Annotated in this window: 25 protein-coding genes; 8 read left to right on the top strand and 17 right to left on the bottom strand. The window is 36.8% G+C overall.

Annotated features, from left to right (window positions below):
- Positions 1–116: 116 nt before the first annotated feature.
- The gene (locus tag AB3M96_RS04475; protein WP_412966374.1) at positions 117–680 is read right to left on the bottom strand and encodes a DUF4256 domain-containing protein; all 564 of its coding nucleotides are present in this window, start codon (positions 678–680) and stop codon (positions 117–119) included.
- Between the two features lie 196 nt (positions 681–876).
- Here AB3M96_RS04475 and AB3M96_RS04470 point away from each other — a divergent pair, with 196 nt between their 5' ends.
- On the top strand, positions 877–1,059 hold the full coding sequence (locus AB3M96_RS04470; protein WP_412966373.1) for a DUF4083 family protein: 183 nt from the start codon (positions 877–879) through the stop codon (positions 1,057–1,059).
- A gap of 33 nt (positions 1,060–1,092) precedes the next feature.
- Here the strand turns inward: AB3M96_RS04470 and AB3M96_RS04465 are convergent, their stop codons facing one another.
- The 4 genes from AB3M96_RS04465 to AB3M96_RS04450 all read right to left on the bottom strand — a co-directional run bounded on the left by AB3M96_RS04465 (position 1,093) and on the right by AB3M96_RS04450 (position 3,027).
- Entirely contained in the window at positions 1,093–1,455 is a 363-nt protein-coding gene (locus tag AB3M96_RS04465) for an NIPSNAP family protein (protein WP_412966372.1), read from the bottom strand.
- Positions 1,456–1,481: 26 nt separating this feature from the next.
- Positions 1,482–2,057, bottom strand: coding sequence for an LOG family protein (locus AB3M96_RS04460; protein WP_412966371.1), 576 nt, complete (start codon positions 2,055–2,057; stop codon positions 1,482–1,484).
- Positions 2,058–2,162: 105 nt separating this feature from the next.
- Positions 2,163–2,474, bottom strand: a complete 312-nt coding sequence (locus AB3M96_RS04455; protein WP_412966370.1) for a hypothetical protein — start codon at positions 2,472–2,474, stop codon at positions 2,163–2,165.
- Between the two features lie 241 nt (positions 2,475–2,715).
- Positions 2,716–3,027, bottom strand: coding sequence for a hypothetical protein (locus tag AB3M96_RS04450; RefSeq protein WP_412966369.1), 312 nt, complete (start codon positions 3,025–3,027; stop codon positions 2,716–2,718).
- 309 nt (positions 3,028–3,336) lie between these two features.
- Between AB3M96_RS04450 and AB3M96_RS04445 the strand changes: the two genes are divergently transcribed.
- Both AB3M96_RS04445 and AB3M96_RS04440 read left to right on the top strand, forming a co-directional pair.
- Complete coding sequence (locus tag AB3M96_RS04445; RefSeq protein WP_412966368.1) at positions 3,337–4,344, top strand: 2-oxoacid:acceptor oxidoreductase family protein; 1,008 nt, start codon at positions 3,337–3,339, stop codon at positions 4,342–4,344.
- Positions 4,345–4,362: 18 nt separating this feature from the next.
- Positions 4,363–6,675, top strand: a complete 2,313-nt coding sequence (locus tag AB3M96_RS04440; protein ID WP_412966367.1) for a thiamine pyrophosphate-dependent enzyme — start codon at positions 4,363–4,365, stop codon at positions 6,673–6,675.
- A 372-nt stretch (positions 6,676–7,047) separates the two neighbouring features.
- Here AB3M96_RS04440 and AB3M96_RS04435 read toward each other — a convergent pair whose 3' ends face one another.
- Positions 7,048–7,446, bottom strand: coding sequence for a rhodanese-like domain-containing protein (locus AB3M96_RS04435; protein WP_412966366.1), 399 nt, complete (start codon positions 7,444–7,446; stop codon positions 7,048–7,050).
- A gap of 111 nt (positions 7,447–7,557) precedes the next feature.
- Positions 7,558–8,493, bottom strand: a complete 936-nt coding sequence (locus AB3M96_RS04430) for a DMT family transporter (protein WP_412966365.1) — start codon at positions 8,491–8,493, stop codon at positions 7,558–7,560.
- A 197-nt stretch (positions 8,494–8,690) separates the two neighbouring features.
- Between AB3M96_RS04430 and AB3M96_RS04425 the strand changes: the two genes are divergently transcribed.
- A complete protein-coding gene (locus AB3M96_RS04425) occupies positions 8,691–9,272 on the top strand; it encodes a hypothetical protein (protein ID WP_412966364.1) in 582 nt (193 codons plus the stop codon).
- A gap of 29 nt (positions 9,273–9,301) precedes the next feature.
- On the opposite strand, the gene AB3M96_RS04420 is transcribed toward AB3M96_RS04425, so the two are convergent.
- From AB3M96_RS04420 to AB3M96_RS04395, 6 genes are all read right to left on the bottom strand, one after another.
- Positions 9,302–10,282: a glycerophosphodiester phosphodiesterase family protein gene (locus tag AB3M96_RS04420; protein WP_412966363.1), complete on the bottom strand. Its 981-nt coding sequence runs from the start codon at positions 10,280–10,282 to the stop codon at positions 9,302–9,304.
- Positions 10,283–10,372: 90 nt separating this feature from the next.
- Positions 10,373–11,101 (bottom strand): hypothetical protein, encoded by a 729-nt coding sequence (locus AB3M96_RS04415; protein ID WP_412966362.1) that lies wholly within the window; start codon positions 11,099–11,101, stop codon positions 10,373–10,375.
- Positions 11,091–11,600, bottom strand: coding sequence for an RNA polymerase sigma factor (locus AB3M96_RS04410; RefSeq protein WP_412966361.1), 510 nt, complete (start codon positions 11,598–11,600; stop codon positions 11,091–11,093). The genes AB3M96_RS04415 and AB3M96_RS04410 overlap by 11 nt, the downstream gene beginning before the upstream one ends.
- Before the next feature lie 220 nt (positions 11,601–11,820).
- Positions 11,821–12,432 carry a TetR/AcrR family transcriptional regulator gene (locus AB3M96_RS04405; RefSeq protein ID WP_412966360.1) on the bottom strand — a complete coding sequence of 204 codons (612 nt, stop codon included), beginning with the start codon at positions 12,430–12,432 and terminating at the stop codon, positions 11,821–11,823.
- Between the two features lie 25 nt (positions 12,433–12,457).
- Positions 12,458–13,183, bottom strand: coding sequence for a GTP pyrophosphokinase (locus AB3M96_RS04400; RefSeq protein WP_412966359.1), 726 nt, complete (start codon positions 13,181–13,183; stop codon positions 12,458–12,460).
- Between the two features lie 21 nt (positions 13,184–13,204).
- Positions 13,205–13,342 carry a hypothetical protein gene (locus tag AB3M96_RS04395; RefSeq protein WP_412966358.1) on the bottom strand — a complete coding sequence of 46 codons (138 nt, stop codon included), beginning with the start codon at positions 13,340–13,342 and terminating at the stop codon, positions 13,205–13,207.
- A 237-nt stretch (positions 13,343–13,579) separates the two neighbouring features.
- Here AB3M96_RS04395 and AB3M96_RS04390 point away from each other — a divergent pair, with 237 nt between their 5' ends.
- The gene (locus AB3M96_RS04390) at positions 13,580–14,374 is read left to right on the top strand and encodes a phosphotransferase (RefSeq protein ID WP_412966357.1); all 795 of its coding nucleotides are present in this window, start codon (positions 13,580–13,582) and stop codon (positions 14,372–14,374) included.
- A gap of 202 nt (positions 14,375–14,576) precedes the next feature.
- On the opposite strand, the gene AB3M96_RS04385 is transcribed toward AB3M96_RS04390, so the two are convergent.
- A complete protein-coding gene (locus AB3M96_RS04385) occupies positions 14,577–15,878 on the bottom strand; it encodes an MFS transporter (protein ID WP_412966356.1) in 1,302 nt (433 codons plus the stop codon).
- A gap of 126 nt (positions 15,879–16,004) precedes the next feature.
- Here AB3M96_RS04385 and AB3M96_RS04380 point away from each other — a divergent pair, with 126 nt between their 5' ends.
- A complete protein-coding gene (locus AB3M96_RS04380; RefSeq protein WP_412966355.1) occupies positions 16,005–17,222 on the top strand; it encodes a helix-turn-helix domain-containing protein in 1,218 nt (405 codons plus the stop codon).
- A 156-nt stretch (positions 17,223–17,378) separates the two neighbouring features.
- Here AB3M96_RS04380 and AB3M96_RS04375 read toward each other — a convergent pair whose 3' ends face one another.
- From AB3M96_RS04375 to AB3M96_RS04365, 3 genes are read right to left on the bottom strand one after another with little or no spacing between them, the layout of a single operon-like run.
- Positions 17,379–17,504, bottom strand: coding sequence for a hypothetical protein (locus tag AB3M96_RS04375; protein ID WP_412966354.1), 126 nt, complete (start codon positions 17,502–17,504; stop codon positions 17,379–17,381).
- Positions 17,501–18,406, bottom strand: coding sequence for an L-lactate dehydrogenase (locus AB3M96_RS04370; RefSeq protein ID WP_412966353.1), 906 nt, complete (start codon positions 18,404–18,406; stop codon positions 17,501–17,503). The genes AB3M96_RS04375 and AB3M96_RS04370 overlap by 4 nt, the downstream gene beginning before the upstream one ends.
- Positions 18,407–18,426: 20 nt before the next feature.
- Positions 18,427–19,203: a formate/nitrite transporter family protein gene (locus AB3M96_RS04365; RefSeq protein WP_412966352.1), complete on the bottom strand. Its 777-nt coding sequence runs from the start codon at positions 19,201–19,203 to the stop codon at positions 18,427–18,429.
- 176 nt (positions 19,204–19,379) lie between these two features.
- On the opposite strand from AB3M96_RS04365, the gene AB3M96_RS04360 reads away from it, so the two are divergent.
- Positions 19,380–20,348, top strand: a complete 969-nt coding sequence (locus AB3M96_RS04360) for an ABC transporter ATP-binding protein (RefSeq protein WP_412966351.1) — start codon at positions 19,380–19,382, stop codon at positions 20,346–20,348.
- A 1-nt stretch (position 20,349) separates the two neighbouring features.
- Positions 20,350–21,471 (top strand): ABC transporter permease, encoded by a 1,122-nt coding sequence (locus tag AB3M96_RS04355; RefSeq protein WP_412966350.1) that lies wholly within the window; start codon positions 20,350–20,352, stop codon positions 21,469–21,471.
- Positions 21,472–21,556: the final 85 nt, after the last annotated feature.

Raw genomic sequence — 21,556 nt, 5'->3', positions numbered from 1 at the left:
AATAAAAAAAGACCTAGAGGACTTTTCCTCTAAGTCATGTTGGTTAAAATTTAATTTGAAGTAAAACAAATGACATCTTTCGTTTAGTTACATTATGTAAAAATTTATACTAGTAGTTAAACCCTTAGAGAACCACGGAAACCTCTGGCACCATAGTAGGAATCTGCTCCATTGTGGTACAAAAATACTTGATCATAACGACGGTCACAAAATACGGCACCACCTAAATTTCTTATATCAGAGGGTGTCTTAACCCAACTAGATGTCTTCAGATCAAATTTCCCTAGTTTCTGTAAGTCTCGATATTGTTCTTCCGTTAAAAGTTCAATGCCCATGTCAGTTGCCATATTAACAGCTGAATTTTCCGGTTTATGTTTCTTCCTTGCTTCTAACGCTTCATGATCGTAACAAATACTCCTACGGCCTTTTGGCGTTTCCGGCGAACAATCATAAAAAACATATTCGTCCTTCTCGTCATCATATCCAACAACATCCGGTTCACCACCGGTACTCTCCATTTCATTGAGTGACCAAAGTTTTTCCGGATTCGCCTCCAGCTTCGCTTGAACATTAGACCATTCTATACCTTGGTGGCGATTCATGTTTTTCTCAAAACGATCCTTCAACACAGACAGTATTTCATCTTGTTGTTCGAGTGACAACACCTTATTAGCTTGCATATTTATTCCCCCTTAATTTTTAAAAAGTGCATATTTATGGATAGTATTCCCATTAAAAAAGAATATCAAATATGTTTCTATTATAACCTATCATTAAGCGGTTCAATTTGGTCATCATTCACCTTTATATAATTCAAATTATCTAATTGTAAATTATGATATAATATTTCCAGTACTTGTAAAGTGAGGAATTACGATGAATATTGGTGATTTACTTTTTCAGCTTTTAATGTTTATTTTTATCTTCGGGTTGTTTGCCGCCGTGTTTTTTCTAGTTCGTTCGATTCTTTTAAAACAAAAGCAGCCTAATATGGATAACGATATTAATCAAAAGCTAGATAGAATTATTGAACTACTTGAACAGGATAAAAAACAATAATTTTTATCCTGACTTCTTTACAATAGATACTATTTACCTCTTCGAAAGAATTGTATTCTCATATGGTACAGTTGTCTCTATGAAATCCTCTTCAATCTTATGAAATACATCTTTTAAGTTCTCTCTTCCACCCATTTTTCCATACCAATTCTGGACACGTTGGACATGCTCTTTATCACTTCGAACATTATTTTCAATTTTTTCGTATTCTGCATGACTATCGTATTCCCAGATCGCAAAGATTTCTATAGTCCCATCATTTTGTTGAGACATCCATCTTCCTACTAATCTCGCTCCATATTTTAGTTGTGTTGGCAGTAGCGTATTGTTAAAGTGCGTATTAAACTCTTCTACAATACCAGCATCAACAATATATTTTTTTCTTCGGAATATCATCTTTTTTCTCCTTCTATATGGAGTTTTCAACGTTTGTTATCATACGTCTTCACCGCAGGCGGTTCATATGTATGAAACTTATCGATTAAGCTAATCGGGTTTGAGTTTACGATTGCGACAGATTTATATTTCTCCTGCATAAATTGTTCTTGGACCATGTGATCAAACAAATGAACAAGAGGGTCATAGTATCCATTAATGTTAAGAAGTCCTATTGGTTTTTGATGTAAGCCAATCTGCGCCCAGGTGAAAACCTCAAAAAACTCCTCTAACGTACCGGCACCTCCTGGTAAAACAATAAAACCATCCACTAGTTCTTCCATTTTTGCTTTTCTTTCATGCATCGTTTCTACTCTATGTAATTCAGTTAAGTGAGGATGCGAGATCTCTCTTTCTTCTAGGAATCTTGGTAGAACTCCGATTACCTTCCCTCCTCCTTCTAAAACAGTATCTGCCACTACTCCCATAATTCCAACATTAGATCCACCATAGACTAGAGTAATATTACGTTTTGCTAGCTCCAAGCCTAATTGCACAGCACCCTCTTTATAAGCCTCACTTGCACCATTACTTGAACCACAGAATACGGCTAATCGCTCCATACCAATATTCCCCCAGGAATTCAGTTTATTTTTATAATAACACATCAGGTTCCATAAAAAGGCAGAAAAAATGCCTATCTCTAAAGGAAACAGGCATCTGTTATTCTATAGAATTAACTCTAACACTACATAAACAACCAAACATAAAAGCGAACCTACCAAAAATGGATTTAGCCGTAATGTTGCTTTTTCGTGTCGTGGTTTGTAGGCACCTAACAACGTATCAAATGCAGCCATTTCGGAGCCTTTTGTAAGTACATCACCTGAAGAGCTTAATACAAAGGCAATAAGAGCAAAAGTAAATGATCCAAAAAACATGGTAGTTAAGAAGTTATAATCAAAGTATACTGAAATCCCTGTTAATATCCCCACTTCGACGGCTGCTACTAAAAGTACATAGAGAATGTATCGAACCATACGAATCCCTCCATTCCGTAAACTTTCTATATGTAGTATACGAATATAGAGTGGATTAAGTTTCAGAAATTTTAGAAATTATGCAGTTTTTTACTTTAATTCTTATAATCTCTTTTCCTTTTCAAACTCAAATACTTAAGTGAGGACATCAATTGCCTTATTTCCATTTCTAACAGAACTCACATTAATTCTTTACAGTAAAAAAAGAACTTCTGCTCCATCGGACACGCTTACCTAGTAATTATTTTACTTGATCCAAATAAACAAACTCATCCACTTTATCCATTGCTTTCGTTGCTTGGAACACCTTCAAACCTCTTAATCTACTACCACATTGGAATTGAATTGTTTGTCCTTCAACCGCATTGATTTGAATCTCTTTGCTTTCACACCAGTCAATCTTTAACTTCACTTTATAAGAACCCGGTTGGACCTTTATCTCCTTTTGCTCGCCGTTTTTAATTTCGCCTACTTCTTCATCGTTTAAAAAGATTTTATATTTACGCATTTTATTAGCAAACTGATTTTCTCTATCGAAAACTAAATTTGTCACGTTTAAACACCCCTATTTACTAACATTTAATAATGAAAATTTTACCAAATATGAGTTTAGAATAAATGATTCAAAAGTCATAAATTACACGATTATCACTAGAAATCTGTTATAATACATAGTTTTATTGTTTTATAACAGGAATAATCAGAATTAGATAAAATGCCCATAAATAAAGCGTTTCTTTAAGATATATGCCCATTTTCACATAACCCTGTTGTATTTATTTTTGTATCCTGTTACAATCTATTTATATATTTATTAGAAAATTTATAATTTTCTAATCTAGATAAGATTGGAGGAATCTTCTTGACACAATTACCTAAAGTGAATGAGTTAGGATTTTTTGAGATTCGTCTAGAGTCCATAGGTGGCTTAGGTGCCAACTTGGCTGGTAAGATGCTCTCAGAGGATGGAGTTGTTGGCCATGGACTTAATGGAGTCGGCTTTTCTTCCTATGGCTCCGAGAAAAAAGGATCACCAGTGAAAGCCCATATTCGATTTTGTAACCCTGACACAAATATCCGAGATACTACACCAATAGAACGCCCTCACGTTGTCGGAATCTTCCACGATGCCCTATTCAAAACAATTAATTGTACCAGCGGTATTTATAATGACAGTACGATTCTAGTTAACTCCAAGAAAACGCCTGAACGACTTAAAGACCTGATGAACATTCAAGGTGGAATTGTCGCAGTTGTAGATGCCACAGAAATTGCCCTTCAAGAACAGACCAAAGTAAACACTGCCATGTTAGGAGCTCTTTATAGAATACTAGACTTTTTAGATCCAGAGTCTATGAGAGATACGATACGCCGTACCTTTGAGAAAAAGTATCCTCATTTTGTTGAACCGAATATTCGCACCTTTGACCGTGGCTATCATGAAGTGGAGTTTAAAGTATTTACTCCAGAACAAGATGCAGAGCCGATTCCTTTTACCCGTTCTGAACCTGCACTTGGGTATGCCAATCAGCCAATTGGTGGGACTGTAATCAATCCAGGTAACAGTATTTTAAAAGATTTGAGTATTTCACGAGCTGGTATGCTCCCTCATTTTCACGAAGATAAATGTATCAACTGTGCTGCCTGTGATACAGTTTGTCCTGATTTTTGCTTTGTATGGGAAGAAAAACCTGATAAAAAAGGTCGTCCACAAATGTTTTTACAAGGAATTGATTATCAATATTGCAAAGGCTGTTTGAAGTGTGTCCACGCCTGTCCTGTGGAAGCGCTTACAGATGCTAAGGAGTTAGATGACGGATATGCAGAGGCAAATCGCGTACCCCATCTATTTGATCTTGTAAAGAATTAAGAAAGGTGGTTCTACTCTATGTCAATTGATTTTAAAAGTGAAAATATAAAACATATGACCGGTACAGTTGAGCAAAGTATTGTCTTTGAATCTGGCAATGAAATGGCTGCATATGCTGCCCACCAGATTAATTATCATGTAATGGGCTATTATCCAATTTCCCCTTCTACTGAGGTCGCTCAGTTTTTAGATGGAATGAAGGCAAAAGGTGAACATGATATTGTCTTGATTCCGGCTGATGGCGAGCATGGATCTGCTGGTATCTGTTATGGTGCATCTACTGGTGGAGGCCGTGTATTTAACGCAACAAGCGCAAATGGATTTTTATATATGCTGGAGCAGTTACCTGTTCAATCAGGAACTCGCTTTCCAATGGTATTGAATCTCGTAAACCGGTCTGTATCCGGTCCTTTGAATATTCATGGTGACCATTCAGATTTGTATTTTGCGCTCAATACGGGGTGGCCAATTCTTATGGCTCGCGATCCTCAAATTGTGTATGATATGAATATTTTAGCTATTAAACTAGCAGAAGACCCTGAGGTTCGATTACCTGTTATTGTTTCATTTGATGGTTATTTTACGTCCCACCAAAAGCGTCGTGTACAGGTTATTAAGGATAAAAAAGATGTGCATGCATTTATCGGGGATCCTCCAAAGAACTTCCCACATGCATTAGATCGAGAAAATCCGGTAACAATCGGTCCTTATATGAATGAACCTGATTATATTAATAATTGCTATCAGCAATCTGAAGCAATGTATAATGCAGAGCGAGTGTTTGAAAGAATCTCAAAAGAGTATGCAGAGCTGACTGGCCGCGAATATCCGCTATTGGATTTATATCGAATGGAAGATGCTGAAGTGGCAGTGTTTATGTTAAATTCAGCTGCTGAGGTTTGTAAGGATGTCGTTGACCGACTCCGTGAAAAAGGAATCAAGGCTGGAGTCATTTCCCCTAACATGATTCGTCCCTTCCCTCAAAAGCAATTAGCGGAAGTGTTGAAAAATGTTAAAGCAGTAACAGTCGGTGACCGTGCGGATTCATACGGTGCGCATGGAGGAAATATGGCTCTTGAAGTAAGAGCAACTCTACAAACCTACGGAAATAGTACTACTAAGGTTATTAACCGTGTATATGGTTTGGGCGGTAAAGACTTTTACGCAGATGATGCGGAGCACTTTTTCCAGTTAGCAGTTGATGCGGTTGCGAATGATATAGTTGAGAAACCTTTTGATTATTTCGGTCATACACCTGGAAATCCCGAAGCAGCACCAAAACGTGTTGTGAACCCATTGAAAAAGGAAGACTTGGTAACAGGACTTATTACAGTTACTCCTGATGAAGAAACAGGCGAACTGAAAGTGAAAATCCCACCTTTACGAAGCTTAACGAAAAAGCCAAAACGGATTGCTTCTGGTCACGGTGCTTGTCCTGGTTGTGGAATCTTCTCTGGATTGGAGCTTTTCTTCAAAGGAATTGAAGGCGATATTGTTGCACTTTTCCATACAGGATGTGCAATGGTTGTAACGACTGGTTATCCATATAGTGCGCATAAAGCAACTTATATCCATAACCTTTTCCAAAATGGCTCTGCAACCTTATCAGGTCTTGTGGAGATGTTCCACGAGCGTAAAAGACGTGGTGAGTTTGAAGAACTTGGCTTAAGTGATGATTTCACCTTTGTAATGGTGACAGGTGACGGCGGTATGGATATAGGTATGGGACCGGCAATTGGTACGGCACTTCGTAACCATAAAATGATCATCCTTGAGTACGATAATGAAGGGTATATGAATACCGGAAGTCAGCTTTCTTACTCGACTCCAATGGGACATATGACAAGTACATCTAATGTCGGTAGCTTCCAAAACGGCAAGCCGTTCCACCATAAGGATACAGCTCAAATTATGGCTGCAACTCATATTCCGTATGTGTTCACCGGTACAGAAGCATTTGACAGAGACTTATTGAAAAAAGCTGCGAAAGCTCAGTGGTATGCTCAAAACGAAGGGTTAGTGTACGGAAAAATTTTAATCACCTGTCCATTGAACTGGAAGTCAAAGGATCATTTAGGTCGCTCAATTGTAGAAGCTGCTGTAGATTCCTGCTTCTTCCCACTTTATGAAGTCGAGCATGGCATCACGACTGTAACCTATGACCCTGAAGCCAAAAAGAAGCGTATTGATGTAACAGGCTGGTTGGAATTAATGGGTAAAACAAAGCATTTATTGAAGGAAGAAAGCAGCGAAATGCTTCAATTGTTTAGAGATGAAGTGGAACGCCGCTGGAGAATGCTGAAAGCCAAGCATGAGAGTCCGTATTTGTAAGAAAAGCGCAAGCGCCTTGAATAAGGACCATCGACTAAAAACCGCCACGTCCTGTGGCGAACGTCGATGTCAGCACTTCCTGTGCAAGTCCGACAAGCGCTGGCCGGCTAATGTCGCCACGTCCTGTGGCAACGCCGGCACTAGCACGTCCTGTGCTTCGAAACCCTGACGAGGAGGCTCTAAAAAATGCTAAAGCATTTTTTCTGCGAGGCTTATGCTCACGTAGCATTCCTTAGTGTTGCCGCCGCAGGAGGGGTGAAGCGACCTCGAGGGGCTAGGCGCTGGAGCTAGACAGCAAAACTAAGCTGACAACTTTATACTTTCTTATCTCATGAAATAAACCGTCAAGAGCGTCTTGACGGTTTTTCCTACCTATTTTGCTGACTCTACCTCAAAACCAGCCTCTTTCCATGAAGTAGTTCCTCCTTCAATAAAGGCCACATCGGTAAATCCCATCTGCTTGAGAAGATATGCTCCTAACGCGGCTTGTCCACCTGCTCCGCAGGTTACTAATACCGGTCTGTTTCGATCCGCTAATTTTGGTTCCCTTAAGTGTTCTGGCAATTCGAGATCTGCACGAATTGGAAGCATTCCAAGTGAAATGTTCATACTACTTGGAATCAGACCGCATGCTCCCGCATCCGCTGCATCCTGCACATCAATAACGAGTGTATCAGGATTTCCCTTCATCTTTTCACGCGCTTCTGCTGAAGTAATACCTTGGACATTTTCTCGTGCTTGTCCAACCATTTGTTTAAAAGTTAAAGCCATGTATAATCCTCCTAGTAGAAATTATTTAAATTACTCTTCTAGGATGTTTTGAAAACAACGAAATTAAACCCGAAAATATAAAAAGACCAGAACCCAATGGATTCAAGCCTACTAGCTATCTATTGATTTTACAACTGAAACGCTTGCTTCCTTCACTCTTTTAGTTTTTCTTTCAAACAACTCCGTACTTAGAAGGACACCCACTACAATCAAAATAAATCCTACTATTTGTACCAATCTTATCTCTTCATTTAAAAACAAAACTGACCCTGTTAATGAGAAAAACGGTGTTAAATTCAAGAATACCGCTGTTTCTCCCGGTCCTATTTGTTGAATAGCATAGTTGTAAAATAAGTTTCCAAAACCAGTTGAGATAATTGCTGATGCTATTAAAATGAGCCATGCATATCCAGGTCCCTCCGTAATAGCCGGAATTGTATTTTGTTCAATACCGATACTCAATAACATCAAGAAGCCTGCTCCCATTAACAAAGAGTAACTAGTAATGGTTTTCGTGTTAAGAGTATATGATGCTTTCCTAATAAAAATAAAGCTCAATGCCTGAGCGATTACTGATAAAAACACATAAAAGTCACCAATCGATAGTTTACTAAACGATCCACTTCCAAATACCAATATAAAATAAATACCTATCAATCCAAGAATTACACCACTTATTTTAAGACGAGTAATTTTTGCTTTTAGTAGAATTGCAGCCAATATAGTTGTAACTAGTGGGATAAGCGCCAAAATGGAAGCTCCGTTCGTCGCGCTCGTATTCAATAAACCAATTGCTAAAAACGCCTGATGACCAAAGATTCCGGTTAAAGCACTTAATGTCACATACCCGAATTCTTGTAAATTTACTTTTTGAATGTCTTTACGTATGTATAAAAAGACAAATATTACGAGTCCTGCCGCAAGAATTCGAAGAGCCGTAATTGTAAACGGTGGAAAGTTTTCAACTAATATCTTAATTGCCACGACATTAAGTCCCCAAGAAATCATGACGATTAATAACAAACCGTATAAATATATTTTTCGCAAATGGATCCGCCCAATCTCTTAATCTATAATTCCTTTCAACAGCTCGGCTTTTTTACTGTAAACCATTAAAGAAACATACTTCATATTATACGTTACTTCACATGAAAATAGGGTAAAGATTTTACAATTTCTTTCGGGTGGTTTTGGAAATATATGTTAAGATAAAAATAGAACAATTCTTTAAATAAGGAGAGAATATGAAAAAAATTCATATAATAATAGTCCTTTTCCTTTTTAGTATTGGCGGATTAATCACTTATTGGGTCACTAAGCCAAATTTTGAACTTGGTAAATATGAAACACTTCATGAAGCAATAGAAAAAGCAATTCCATATGAAGTCAATAATATCATTCATAATGAACTTTATGACGGGGTAACAATTATCATGTATACAACTGACCCAGACAAAGAGGAACTTCCTTTAGCAGATTATGAAGCACTTGCTGTTGCTTTCTTTAAAGGTAATGACAAGGATGGTTGGGAAAATATCGGCCACCATGGCTGGACTCATTATGAAAATGAGAATCTAACAGTCTATTTTGAACCACTACGCGAGTTTAAAGACACCGGTGAGACACTTCACGAGTTTTATGTAGTTTTTGGAGAAATAAACAATCCCGAGATTGTACGTGTTGAAACCAAATCACCCGAAGAGAAAAATTTTGAAGAGGCCAAAATCCTTACTAAGTATGGTAGATATTATTTTAATATTGGAAGAGAAACCATCGTACGAGGACTATCTGAAGATGGAAAAGTCCTTGACCAACAAGGTGGATAATAGGAAAAAGCTTGGAGCAATCCAAGCTTTCAGCCTTTCTTTTCTAATATGGGAGCAATCTTTTCAATACTATTCGTCCATATACCACCACGATAATCCTCAGGCAATCGCTCCAAATCCTGCTCAGTATCAAACCCCTCTGACCAGCCACCATCCCCTGCTACAAGTATCACTCTCGTATTCGCTTTTTCCATTCGGTCTACAAACTTATTTGGAAATCCCCAGAAGAACGGTGCGAATTTTTCAGGGATATGTAATTGAGTATTATCACAGGCTGATGGAACAAAGCCTGTCCAACCAATTCCGATATAGGGAAGTAGACAGCTTTTTAAGGTGGCTATTGACATCACACGAAGTTCTGGTAGTTTTTCTTGTAATACTGCTATCGGTTCATCGTCCCCATAAACCGTAAGAAAACCCAATTGTTCCTTTGGCATCTTCATTAGAAATTCCACAAGTAGCTTACCATCCTCTGGGTTACTACTTTTAATATGGATTAAAAGATTTTTATTTGGAAATTTCGAAAGAACTTCATCCATTGATGGCATTTGTCCAATCCCTTTACCACGAAAAGGGTAGGTTTTCCCACCGTCTGCTGTATAACCATAGCCTATATCCAAGTGCTTTAACTCTTCCATTGTATATTCAGACGGTTCCCCGCTACCATTCGATCTACATTCAAGAGTTCCATCATGGAAAACAGCAAACTGATTATCCTTGGTTCGTTTAATATCAAATTCAACTATATCAGCACCTGCTTCAAAGGCTGCTTCAATCGATGGAATGGTGTTTTCAGGAAAACCGTGTTCCGGCTCATAAATACGTTCTGCCGTACAAGTATCCCATTCAATCCCTTCCATCGTAAAAGTTTGTGCAACTCCTCTGTGTGCAAGCAGCAAATTATCAGTATCACTATTTTTTGAAAAAAATGAGGTATTGTTTAAAAAGATAAAAATTATTAAAACAGCAAATGCGATCAAAACCCTTTTTGTACGCTTAAATTTTTTCATATTTCCTCCAGTTTCTTTTCACATTTCTACTTTTATTATACCATTCTTTCAAAAGGTAAAATCTTACTATAGGTAGTATAAAAAATCAGCTTAATTTCCCTTTACATCAACTTCCTTAATACTTCTTTTAGTCCCATTTTCTGTCACATAGAAGACTTCTACTTCGCTCAGTGGGCTAATGGCATACCAGAACCTTTTGTCTCCTTCAACTGAAATAATTTTTGCTTGTTCCTCACCAGCATATACTTCTCTTACCGACGGATCACTTATTGGGCCTGAATATATATAAGGTTTTTGGTTCATTGAAGACCAGTTCATCCGTGAATCCCACTCTGAACCTCTTGTTTGCTTCCATTCCCATTGATTATGTTGTTTCTCAAAATATGCAATATATATCTGTTCTCCACGATCTGTATTTTCTGTAAATATTGCAATAGCGTCACTTTCTTTAACCAAATGCAACTCTGTATGAATAAGTGAGTACGAGTAATTTTTTTCCTCTTTATGCATTTCTGCCATTACTTGATGAAAGAAGTTTTCAAATGATTCTACTTCGGGAACAGTTGCATTGTTTGATTCTTGGATTACCGGAATAAAAATCACACAAAATAGTAGCAAAGCGGCTATACTTGCTACTCCTGCTGTTATACGGTTCTTTAGTTTTCTTCTTCTCTTTTTTAACTCAAAATCTCTTGTAATCCTTATAAGGTTCCTATGTATTTCATTTTGTTTATTACTATCAAATTGTTTCTCATAATCTGGTTCAGGAAGGGATTTCAACTCATCAACTAATTGATATAGCCACTCATTATCTTTCATATTGAATTTCCTCCTTCATATCCTTTAAGGCTTTTAATGCCCTATGATAAGTAATACGCACCTTATTTTCATTCCAATTTAAAATAACTGCTGTTTCAGAAACAGTCATTTCCTTTATAGCTCGGAGAATAATTACATCTCGATAGTTGGATTTTAATGAATTTATTGCATGATATAAATTTCTATTATTTTCATTCATTTCAAGCATGATATCAGGAATTGTTTCCTCATTAGTGCCGTAGCCTGTAAAACTAATAAGATTCTTTATTCTAGTACGTTTTCTTTTCCTAATTTCATCGATTCCAACATGTCGGGCAATAGAAAAAAGCCACGTTTTTACACTTGATTTAGATTCATAGGTTTCTATGCCTTTGATAGCACGAATAAAAACCTCTTGTACTAAGTCTTCTATATCTCCTGATCCTACATAATAGACTAAGAAATGGTATATATCTTTGCTGTATTGATAGAACCATTCTGTTACTTTGTCACTATCCATCCATTTCTCCTCCAATAATTAATTCACCTATTAGTCGAACCAGTGATCTGAATTATTTCAGTTTCAACGAAATTTTTTAAAATAAGTCTTTAAATGTAAAAAAGCCTGGAGTGATATCTCCAAGCTACTAGTATACTAATTTATTATAATTGTTTCAGCAACACAATTCGTTCTTCTGAGGAACATCTTCAAAAAAAACGATAAATACCATTAGAATTCGTTACCGGAAAAGCCCATTCCTCAATAAATTCATCTCCATTTTATAGTTTCCGATTGCCTCTTCATACGGAAGTTCTTCCGCAAAGGTTTGGATCAGATTGCGGAATGTTACTGCCGTTATAATCTGGAGTGCATGATATAACTCTTTCTCGTTTGAAACATTCAAGCAGTTTACATCCAGTAATGAACCAAAATGAGAAAAATCCTTCATCTTTTCATTGTTGTCATGTCCACTAATCATTCGCTCGAAGGTGCTCTCAATTTTATGGGTCATGTTTAGTAATGCATTACGAAGGAAACTTACATTCTCTTCTTCTTTTATCAGTAAGTCAAAAAACTCAATAAATGTTTCGAACAATTGCCCATTGTTTTTTTCTAAACTAGCCAGAAAGTCGTCTTTCTTTTCCTTAGCAAACTCACTTAATAACAAGAAAAACAGATCTTCTTTGTCTTCAAAGTATTGATAAAAGCTGCCTCGTGGAATTCCAGCAGACTTAATTATATTTGAAATAGAAGCCTCAAAAAGAGGAACCCTTGAGAATTCAGTTTTCGCAGCTTGAATTAAGGTTTCTTTTTTATCATCTGGTAAATTAAAAAATGTAATCTTCGGCAAGGCTTCCTTCCTCCCTTACTTATTACTACAGTAAGCCATATGGAAGCTGGAATCTTTCGTTATTGATAAATAGCTCCTGTATGTGATCTTCTGTATTGTTGTTTTCCTTCAGTTTGTTCATTTCCTTCTGCAGTTTCTCCATTTTCTTATCCAATTGTGTTGCGGTGTCTGCAGCTTCTTTTAATTCATCCTTAATTCGTTGCGGTATTTCCTTATTGTATTTGTAGTAAATTTTGTGCTCCAAGCTTGCCCAGAAATCCATTGCGATCGTACGAATCTGAACCTCCACATAAACCTGTTCTTCCCGATCCGACATAAAAATAGGAATTTGAAGAATTAAATGCAGACTTTGGTAGCCGTTTGGTTTTGGATTCTTAATATAATCTTTAACATCAATCACTTTAATATCCTTCTGTTTTTGAAGCATTGTACTTATTTTATAGATATCTGGTATATAAGAACAAGTAATACGAATTCCTGCGATGTCTCTCACATTTTCCCTAATCGAATCAATCGAAAGACTGTGCCCTTTTCGATTCACTTTTTTAAGTATGCTTTCTGGTGTTTTCAATCGAGACTTTACATGTTCAATTGGGTTATATTCGTGCATATATTGAAATTCCTGCTTTAGAATATTGATCTTCGTATTCATTTCCTCTAACGCAAATTTATAAGAAATCATAAATCTCATTAAGTCTGTTTTAATCGATTTCATTTTCGAGATATCGTTCACTTTAATATCAACTGCCATTTTAATACTCCCTTTTACGGCTCATTTATTCGTTAGTTGTAGAGTAGGTCGTTTACATAGTGTCGCGTTAATTCCAAGCGACTGCAACTCTTTAACAATCCTTTTCACTCGATTTTCTTCGGTATCTTTCTTCTTATCTTCAGGCTCTTTATTTAACATGACACTCTGTCACCTCTTTCCTAAATTGTAAAATGACAACGTGTCACCTGTCAATGGAATTTATGACACACTGTCATGACATGTGTACAATTTGTGTCATTATTTGGATTGATTCAAACAAAAACAAAAATAGCTTATGTTAGAATAATTATAGTAAAACTAACCAGAAAGATCGTATGAGCAATAGTCACTAGTTGAAGAATATCCAGTTTGGCAATAAAGGTGGGGAATTTTTGAATGTCATTTCAACATAATGAAGAAAAACTAACAGGTGGAAACGTCTCTGACGTTTATCGTTCGAAAAATACTGTTCGACGAGAATTAAAGCCTAATAGTGTTAAAATTCATAAATTATTGCAGCATTTGGAAAGTAACGGTTTTAATTACGCACCGAAGTTTTTAGGAATTGACGATAAAAACAGAGAGATATTATCATACATTGAAGGAGAAGCTGGGAATTATCCTCTAAAGGAATACATGTGGTCTAATGATGCTTTAAGAGAGATTGCTAAGATGCTACGTCAATATCATGATGCTGTAAGTGATTTTCCTTTACTAAACGAGTGGACACCAATGGATAACACTCCAAATAATATAGAGGTTATATGTCACAATGATTTTGCTATCTATAACATAATTTTTAAACACACAATGCCAGTAGGTATAATTGACTTTGATGTTGCTGCTCCTGGTCCTAGACTTTGGGACATAGCATATACTCTTTATACATGTGTTCCTTTAAGTAGATATCGTCATACTGTAAAAGGTGAGGAAGTTCGTTATAACCCATCACATGATGCCGAACGCACAAAACATAGAGTTGAATTGTTTTTTAGTACCTATGGGATTGAGGGATTGGAACAAGGATATTTAGATATGGTATTGTTGCGATTAGAAGGATTATGTAAGTACATGAAAAGAAAAGCAGCTGGAGGCGACATCGCTTTTCAAAAGATGATAGCTGAAGGACATTATGAACATTATCAAAAAGATATTAATTTCATCCGTGAACATGGAAAAGAGTGGATTTAAAGAAATCTTTCTGATACGTTAAGGTTTTATTTAAAGAGGTTATCTATTTATAACAAAAAGGAGCTTGATTATCCAAACTCCTTTTTTATTGTGCTATTTTTTCTTTTGTTTCCAAGCCAATATTAGTGTGTCTTGTTTCACTGTTCATTGGTGCTTTGTACTCCAAACGAACCCGTTTTTAATTTGATATTTGCTCCTTCTCTTATATAGCTGTTCCCGCTTCTCTTGCAACAGCCTTCTTCACGTCTAGTTCTGGATGTGCTTTTTTTACAACACTTGGTCTAGCAAGGATTAGAACAACCCCAATTAATATAATTGCTGAGACAATCAGGATATATTGTCCTGGGAAAATGTCATATAGGAATCCGAATAAAATCATCCCTAGTGGCATTAACCCCATTGCCATTGTCTCCAATATTGAGAAAACGCGTCCCTTATAATCATCATCAATCATTTTTTGCATCATTACCTGTATAGGCGTGTTAACAATGATAATCATTGAACCGAAGCAAAACATCATTACGAAATAAAAAGTAAATACCGTCCAATATGACATGGAAACCATTAAAGGAATTGACATTGCACCCATAATTGCTCCAAGTGCTATAATTCCACGTTTCGAGACAAGGAATGCATATTTAACTTCTTTACGAATTGAAAAATAAATTGAGAAGGCTAACATCCCTACAGCAAAGGCCCCCTGTGTAAAACCAAAATGCTGTGATGCCATTTTTAATTTTTCAATTAAGATATATGAGTATCCTACCTCATATGCACCAAATAGGAAATTAATAAGCAGGGAAATCCAAATCATTATCATAATTACTTGTTTTGTCTTTAAGTAATTAAGTCCGGCTTTCATGCTTTGTAACATGGACTCCTTCGTTTCTCCCTCTACCTCAACTTTCCGTTTTGCAAATAACGTAAAGTTCATCGTTGATTCAAGTACTACGGCAATTAGTGATGCTACAATGAAAATTCCTAAAAACAGGTCCATTGAAACTGCTCCATACAATAAACCACCTACTGCAGGGCTGCCAATTGCCGCAAATGACATGGACATCTGATTCAAGGACATAGCTCTTTGAATTCTTGTTTCATCTACTAATCCAGTAATAGATGAAGTAAATGTCACACCAGTAAAAGATGATGCAATTGCTAATACTGCTGTTGTTGTAAAAATTGCAACAAGTGATAATCCATAGGTTAGACTAACAATTAGAAGTCCCACAATTGCAGCCGTTGTTGCTAGCTGAGCAATAATGACGATCTTTTTACGCGAATAGCGGTCTGCCACATAACCTGCAAAAGGTGAAACGAGTGTACGCGGCAATATGTTACAAATTAAGTTTGTTGCAAAGCTCGTTGCTGATCCAGTTAGTTGTAATATATAGAAGCTGATTGCAAATGCGTATACTTGTGCGCCGAAAGAGGATATGAGCTTACTGATTGTGAACGTATATAAATGATACGTTGCTCTTTTAAGCTTTTGTTTTTCATTCATTTGAAACCCTCACTTTTTAAAAGTTTAATTTAATTAAACAAATCATAACATACATATCTCTTCCATTTCAACAAAAAGTTTAATATAATTAAACAAAATAATAAAAATAGGGAAGTGCCTATAAAAATGCTTGGAGAACAAATTCGAAAACTTCGTAAACAAAAAAAACTAACCCTTGAAGAACTCGCAGGAACAGAGCTTACAAAAGGTATGCTAAGTCTAATCGAAAACAATAAAGCAAAACCTTCAATGGACAGCCTTGCCTATATAGCAGAGCGACTTGAAGTTGAAATTTCAGATTTACTGGATGAAGTGAGTGTTCATGAATTAAGAGAGGTTTTGGATGAGGCTGAAAAGTTATTTAATATTACATTTGATGAAGATCCGGAAAAATATAAGAAGCTGCATAGTTTAATCAATCCTTATGTTGAAAAGCTAAATCAAGGGTATGAAGCTGCGAGGCTATTAGACCTGTATAGCCGGAGTCTTTATTGGGAGAAAATCGAAGGTTGGATGGAGCAATCTGAAAGGGCTGCTACCCTCTATGACCAAATGAACTTAATACAAAAAAGAGGGGCACTGGGTATATTCCGTGCAATTATATTATTCGTGGAACACGATTATGAGGCATCATTGGCTACACTTCTTCAAGAAAGAAAACAAATCGAAGCAAACCATCTATATATCGATGGAATGACTCAGCTTGACCTTGACTACCATGAGGCAATGTTACATTTTGCGGTTGGAGACACAGATTCAGCAAAACGTGTTATGGAAAAAGCAATCGAGTTCTCGAAAAAAAATAAATTGTTTTATCTAATTGATGACTTATATCGACTCGCTGCTGCTTCTGCTTTAATGGTAAACGATAAAAAAGCGCATAATTTTTATGTTAAGAAGTTAAAACAATATGCTGAGTTCACAGACGATCCAAAAGCACACTTGCTTTATCAAATCTTCAATATTGAATCATTAAACACAGTTAAAAAAGACTACAAGCAAGCCCTCGAGCTTGTAAATATACTCCTGAATGATAAAAAATATGAGGAATTAGGGGACTGGTTATATTTAGAGAAAGGAAAAGCATTACAAGCACTTGGAGAGTACGAAGAAGCAATCTCTATACTCTCACAAATTACTATACCTTCGTTTCACCACCACCCATTTGACCTTTCCCAGTTTTACCTAAAAGATACTTGGAAGGCAGAGTGTTTAAGGGAACTTGGGCAGTTGAATGCAGCACTTGAATCAGCAAAAATAGCTAAAAACAATTTCGATGCTCTACCCGATTCACCTTATAAGCAATATAGTTTAGAGGTATATGAAAGCTTAGTAAAAGAATAAGTTAGTCTGGGTATTTGCATTCTGCAAATACCTTTTTATATCTGCCTGAAGGGATGTTTGACGCATTACTTCATTCCGTTTTTTCTAAATGTGTGGGTTTTTTTTACACTTTTACCACCCACTCTCTATTAATCCAAAGTTCCCTCTCTCCTAAATTTACCAAGCCATTTCCTCCTGAGGGCGTTCATCAACACTATGAATGACCTTTCGTAATCTAGTACCAAGTAGACCAATAACAACAAAAAACCCCCCAGCAAAAACTGGAAGGCCCCGCTCACTCAACTTATTGAATTGATTAATTCCCTCATCTTCACAGCTGAACTCTGCAGCTGTTGTTTTTCCTTCGTACTAATATCTAGATTCAATACTTCCCTGACACCGCTTTTATCAACAATTGCTGGAACACCAAGGTACACGTCATTGATTCCGTGATAGTTGTTCAGCAATGTAGAAACATTTAATACTGCGCCTTCGTCCTTCAGAATCGCTGTACAAATCCGGTCTAGTGCTAGTGCAATTGCATAATACGTTGCACCCTTTGTATTAATAATTTGGTATGCAGCATCCCTTGTATTTGTAAAAATTTCTTCCTTCACTTTTTCCTCGAGGGTCAAATCTGTTCCTGCGACATTTGCGAGGCTCCATAATGGTACCTCTGAATCACCATGTTCACCAACAATATGTGCATGAACACTTCGTGGATCAATGTTTAACTCTTCACCAATTAGGTAACGGAATCGTGCACTATCTAACAAAGTTCCGGAGCCAATCACCCGTTCAACTGGAAGACCAGACTTTTTCCAAGAGAAGTAGCTCATTATATCAACTGGGTTCGTTGCGATAAGCAGAATCCCATTTTTGTTGTATTTTAAAACTTCTGTAATGATGCTTTCATAAATACGGATGTTTCGTTTTAACAACTCTACTCTTGTTTCACCGGGCTTTTGTGCGGAACCAGCTGTGATAATAACTATATCCGCATCCTTACAATCCTCATATGTACCTGCCCACACCTTTGTTCCACCAACGAATGGCATGCCGTGATTCATATCAAGCGCATCACCCACTGCTTTTTCATGATTCACATCAATTAATACAAGCTCATTCATACGGTGTCTTAACAATAACGTATATGCAGTTGTGGAACCAACAGCGCCAACACCAATTACAACGATTTTTGACATAATCTACTCTCCTCACAAAATTAATCTAAAAATGGCTTGTTCACATAGTAATACATGACTGCCATTAAAATACTACCACCAATTAAATTCCCCAACGTAACCGGGATTAAATTATAAATTACACCACTCAAAGAAATGGTCTCTGGATGATTCACAACAAGTGCAATTGCAAAGGTGCACATATTCGCAATACTATGCTCATATCCAGAAATAAAGAAACAAAACACAAATAATATCATCGCAAACATCTTTGCGCCATCACTTTCAAAGAACATCGGAATAAAAAACGCTAAACAAACAAGCCAATTACACAATATTGCTCTATAAAACAACTGGATCTGGGGATCATGCATTTTTTTCGCAACAACACTTAGCAAAAATCCATTCACTGATTCATCCGCAAATAACCCCGTTAAATAAATTAAGAGTGCAAAAGCAACTGCCCCTAAAATATTACCAAGATAACTCATTACCCAAAGCTTTACTACATGTAACCACTTCATGCTACCTCTAAGTCCAGCATACGTATAGTAAAACGTATTGCCGGTAAACAAATCTCCACCGCCATATGCAATCAAAATAATGGCTGCGCCAAAGGTAAGAGCAGCCATTGGATATGTAAAAGGTGAATGCTCTACATAAAAGAAATTCCCCGTCTTGAAAGCAACTATTACACCAAAGCCGATGAACATGCTTGCTAACATGGCTCTAGAAAGATAATGTATCGGGTTTGTATTATAAATTTTATGTTTCTTTTTGGCGAGCTCCTCTACCTTCGCTAATGCATGTGTCTCCAAACGCACTCCCCCTTTTAAAAAGCAAACTAACACAATACGTAACTAGTTTCCATTAAAGGAGGAACATTTATTCAGTTTACTACAAGTAGACAATCGGAAATATTAAAAATTTATGAATCTTTTTACTAAACCAAACGTACTAGTTACTGTTATTCATTTTGTCTAGGAGCAATGTTTTGCAAAGCTCTTATGGTATTAGAAAGCGAGGAGAAACCATGGCCGTATTAGAAGTTAGAAATCTGAAAAAATCGTTCGGTTCTGTCCATGCTGTCAAAGACATTAGTTTTTCAGTAAATCCTGGAGAAGTATTTACGATTATTGGACCTAATGGTGCTGGTAAAACGACCACCCTTGAAATGATTGAAGGGCTAGTTACACCAGACCAAGGTGAGATACAGTTTGGCGATTTAAACTGGAAGCAACACTCTGTAACCATCAAAAAGAAGATTGGCGTTCAGCCTCAATCAAGTGCAATGTTTGATCTACTTACTCCAGAAGAAAATCTTAATTTATTTGCAACCTTCTATGATAACGCCCGCTCAACCGAAGAAATCCTTACATTGGTAAATTTAACAGAACATCGCAAAAACCACGTGAAAAAACTATCAGGTGGCCAACGTCAACGACTTGCAATCGGTCTTGCGATGATTAGTGATCCGGATATTATTTTCCTTGATGAACCCACAACTGGCCTTGATCCTCAGGCACGTAGGAATATTTGGGATATAATCTTAGAGCTTAAAAGACTAGGTAAAACAACGATTTTAACCACTCATTACATGGAAGAAGCAGAGAAATTAAGTGATCGAGTTTGTATTGTTGACCAAGGACTTGTTGTAACACTTGACTCTCCTTCTGCACTCATCGAACAATTAACTAAAGAAAGAGAAGTCCGTCTTTCCTTCTTAGATGGGGAACAAGCTGCTAGCGATGCAGAAGCCTTTGCCCAGGAGATTGAGTCCGTTGTTCGCACTGAACGAGACGGAGCATCACTCCAGCTATGGACGACAAAGCCTGAGGATATGCTTTTTGATTTATTCGGTTTTACAAAAGAAAAACAGTATCAGGTCGAACAGGTTTCCATTCGTGAAATGAGTCTAGAGGATGTCTTTATTGCATTTACCGGTAAGGAATGGAGGGATTAAGGTGAATAATCTAAAACAATTTAAACAGATGTTCCTTGCTCAATTAAAATTAACACTTCGAGAAAAGCAGGCCTGGTTTTGGGGAATCTTCTTCCCTGTTATCTTAATGGTAATCTTCATGACTATTTTTAGTGGTAATTCCAATGATGAATTTAAAACGAATGTAGTAATTGTAAATGAGAAACCAAACACTGTATCTGACATGATGGCTACTCAATTACTAGATATTCCTGTGATAGAAGTTGATTCTGAGGAACCTGTCAGTCTAAAAGAAGCTCAGAAATTAGTAGAGGATCAAGAGGTTGACGCTGCAATTATTTTACCTGAATCAACTCAAGACACATCCATCACTTTACTTGTAAATAAAGAAAATGAACAAGGCACTACTACTCAGGTAGTTTCAGGCATCCTTAATAATTTTGTTCAACAAGCAAATCTAGCAGCAGTAAATGCGGCACCCACATATGAATTACAGTTTGAATCAGTTACTTCTGGAGAAAATGAGCTGGATTATACGGACTTCCTTTTAACAGGAATGATTGCTCTCTCTATTGCTCAGGGCGGTTTATTTGGAATGGTAGACTTGGTTGATATGCGAAGAAAAGGCTTGCTTCGAAGATTACGTATGACTCCTGCCAATATGGGGATTTTCGGACTAAGTGATATGGTTATGCGCCTGATTTTTAGTGTCATTCAGATTATCCTACTATCACTAATTGGGGTATTCGTCTTCGGCGCAAAGCTATACATCAACTTTCCGAGTCTACTTCTTGTCTTTTTAGTTGGAGCTTTATCGTTTAACGCGATCGGTTATCTTATTTCTTCATTTAGTAAAACAAATGAAGCATATATGGGAGTAGCGAATATAGTTAGCTTCTTAATGATGTTCGTCAGCGGTATTTTCTTTCCGGTTGAAACAATGCCGGATTGGCTTCAACCGATTTCAAACATCCTTCCACTCACCTATTTTGCGGATGGACTGAGAGATAGTATGGTGTACAATACAGGTATTTTAACAAGTTCTCTGTGGTATGGCTTTGGAAACATGGTGATTTGGGGCGGAATTGCGTTTATCATTGGCTCACTTTTATATAGAAGTAAGTCAATTGTATCTACTCGATAACATGAAGCCGGAGGAGCAACTATAAAGGTTGCTCTTCCTTTTTATGCAAAAATACAGTTGGAATAAGTGGTTCTAAATAGGAATA

The organism is Ferdinandcohnia jepli, from assembly GCF_047246645.1.
In the GTDB taxonomy this organism is placed as follows: Bacteria; Bacillota; Bacilli; order Bacillales; family Bacillaceae_L; genus Ferdinandcohnia.
The sequence above is the reverse complement of the archived record's forward strand: the minus strand, read 5'-3'. Positions and strand labels throughout refer to the sequence as shown.

What these genes read in the sequence shown, in the direction of transcription:
- AB3M96_RS04435 (WP_412966366.1), bottom strand. Translation starts at nt 7,446, where the DNA reads ATGGCTTTAACTTTTAAACAAATGGTTGGACAAGCACGAGAAAATGTC.
- AB3M96_RS04400 (WP_412966359.1), bottom strand. Translation starts at nt 13,183, where the DNA reads ATGGCAGTTGATATTAAAGTGAACGATATCTCGAAAATGAAATCGATT.
- AB3M96_RS04420 (WP_412966363.1), bottom strand. Translation starts at nt 10,282, where the DNA reads ATGAAAAAATTTAAGCGTACAAAAAGGGTTTTGATCGCATTTGCTGTT.
- AB3M96_RS04470 (WP_412966373.1), top strand. Translation starts at nt 877, where the DNA reads ATGAATATTGGTGATTTACTTTTTCAGCTTTTAATGTTTATTTTTATC.
- AB3M96_RS04475 (WP_412966374.1), bottom strand. Translation starts at nt 680, where the DNA reads ATGCAAGCTAATAAGGTGTTGTCACTCGAACAACAAGATGAAATACTG.
- AB3M96_RS04390 (WP_412966357.1), top strand. Translation starts at nt 13,580, where the DNA reads ATGTCATTTCAACATAATGAAGAAAAACTAACAGGTGGAAACGTCTCT.
- AB3M96_RS04385 (WP_412966356.1), bottom strand. Translation starts at nt 15,878, where the DNA reads ATGAATGAAAAACAAAAGCTTAAAAGAGCAACGTATCATTTATATACG.
- AB3M96_RS04440 (WP_412966367.1), top strand. Translation starts at nt 4,363, where the DNA reads ATGTCAATTGATTTTAAAAGTGAAAATATAAAACATATGACCGGTACA.
- AB3M96_RS04415 (WP_412966362.1), bottom strand. Translation starts at nt 11,101, where the DNA reads ATGAAAGATAATGAGTGGCTATATCAATTAGTTGATGAGTTGAAATCC.
- AB3M96_RS04370 (WP_412966353.1), bottom strand. Translation starts at nt 18,406, where the DNA reads ATGTCAAAAATCGTTGTAATTGGTGTTGGCGCTGTTGGTTCCACAACT.
- AB3M96_RS04425 (WP_412966364.1), top strand. Translation starts at nt 8,691, where the DNA reads ATGAAAAAAATTCATATAATAATAGTCCTTTTCCTTTTTAGTATTGGC.
- AB3M96_RS04380 (WP_412966355.1), top strand. Translation starts at nt 16,005, where the DNA reads ATGCTTGGAGAACAAATTCGAAAACTTCGTAAACAAAAAAAACTAACC.
- AB3M96_RS04465 (WP_412966372.1), bottom strand. Translation starts at nt 1,455, where the DNA reads ATGATATTCCGAAGAAAAAAATATATTGTTGATGCTGGTATTGTAGAA.
- AB3M96_RS04395 (WP_412966358.1), bottom strand. Translation starts at nt 13,342, where the DNA reads ATGTTAAATAAAGAGCCTGAAGATAAGAAGAAAGATACCGAAGAAAAT.
- AB3M96_RS04460 (WP_412966371.1), bottom strand. Translation starts at nt 2,057, where the DNA reads ATGGAGCGATTAGCCGTATTCTGTGGTTCAAGTAATGGTGCAAGTGAG.
- AB3M96_RS04410 (WP_412966361.1), bottom strand. Translation starts at nt 11,600, where the DNA reads ATGGATAGTGACAAAGTAACAGAATGGTTCTATCAATACAGCAAAGAT.
- AB3M96_RS04455 (WP_412966370.1), bottom strand. Translation starts at nt 2,474, where the DNA reads ATGGTTCGATACATTCTCTATGTACTTTTAGTAGCAGCCGTCGAAGTG.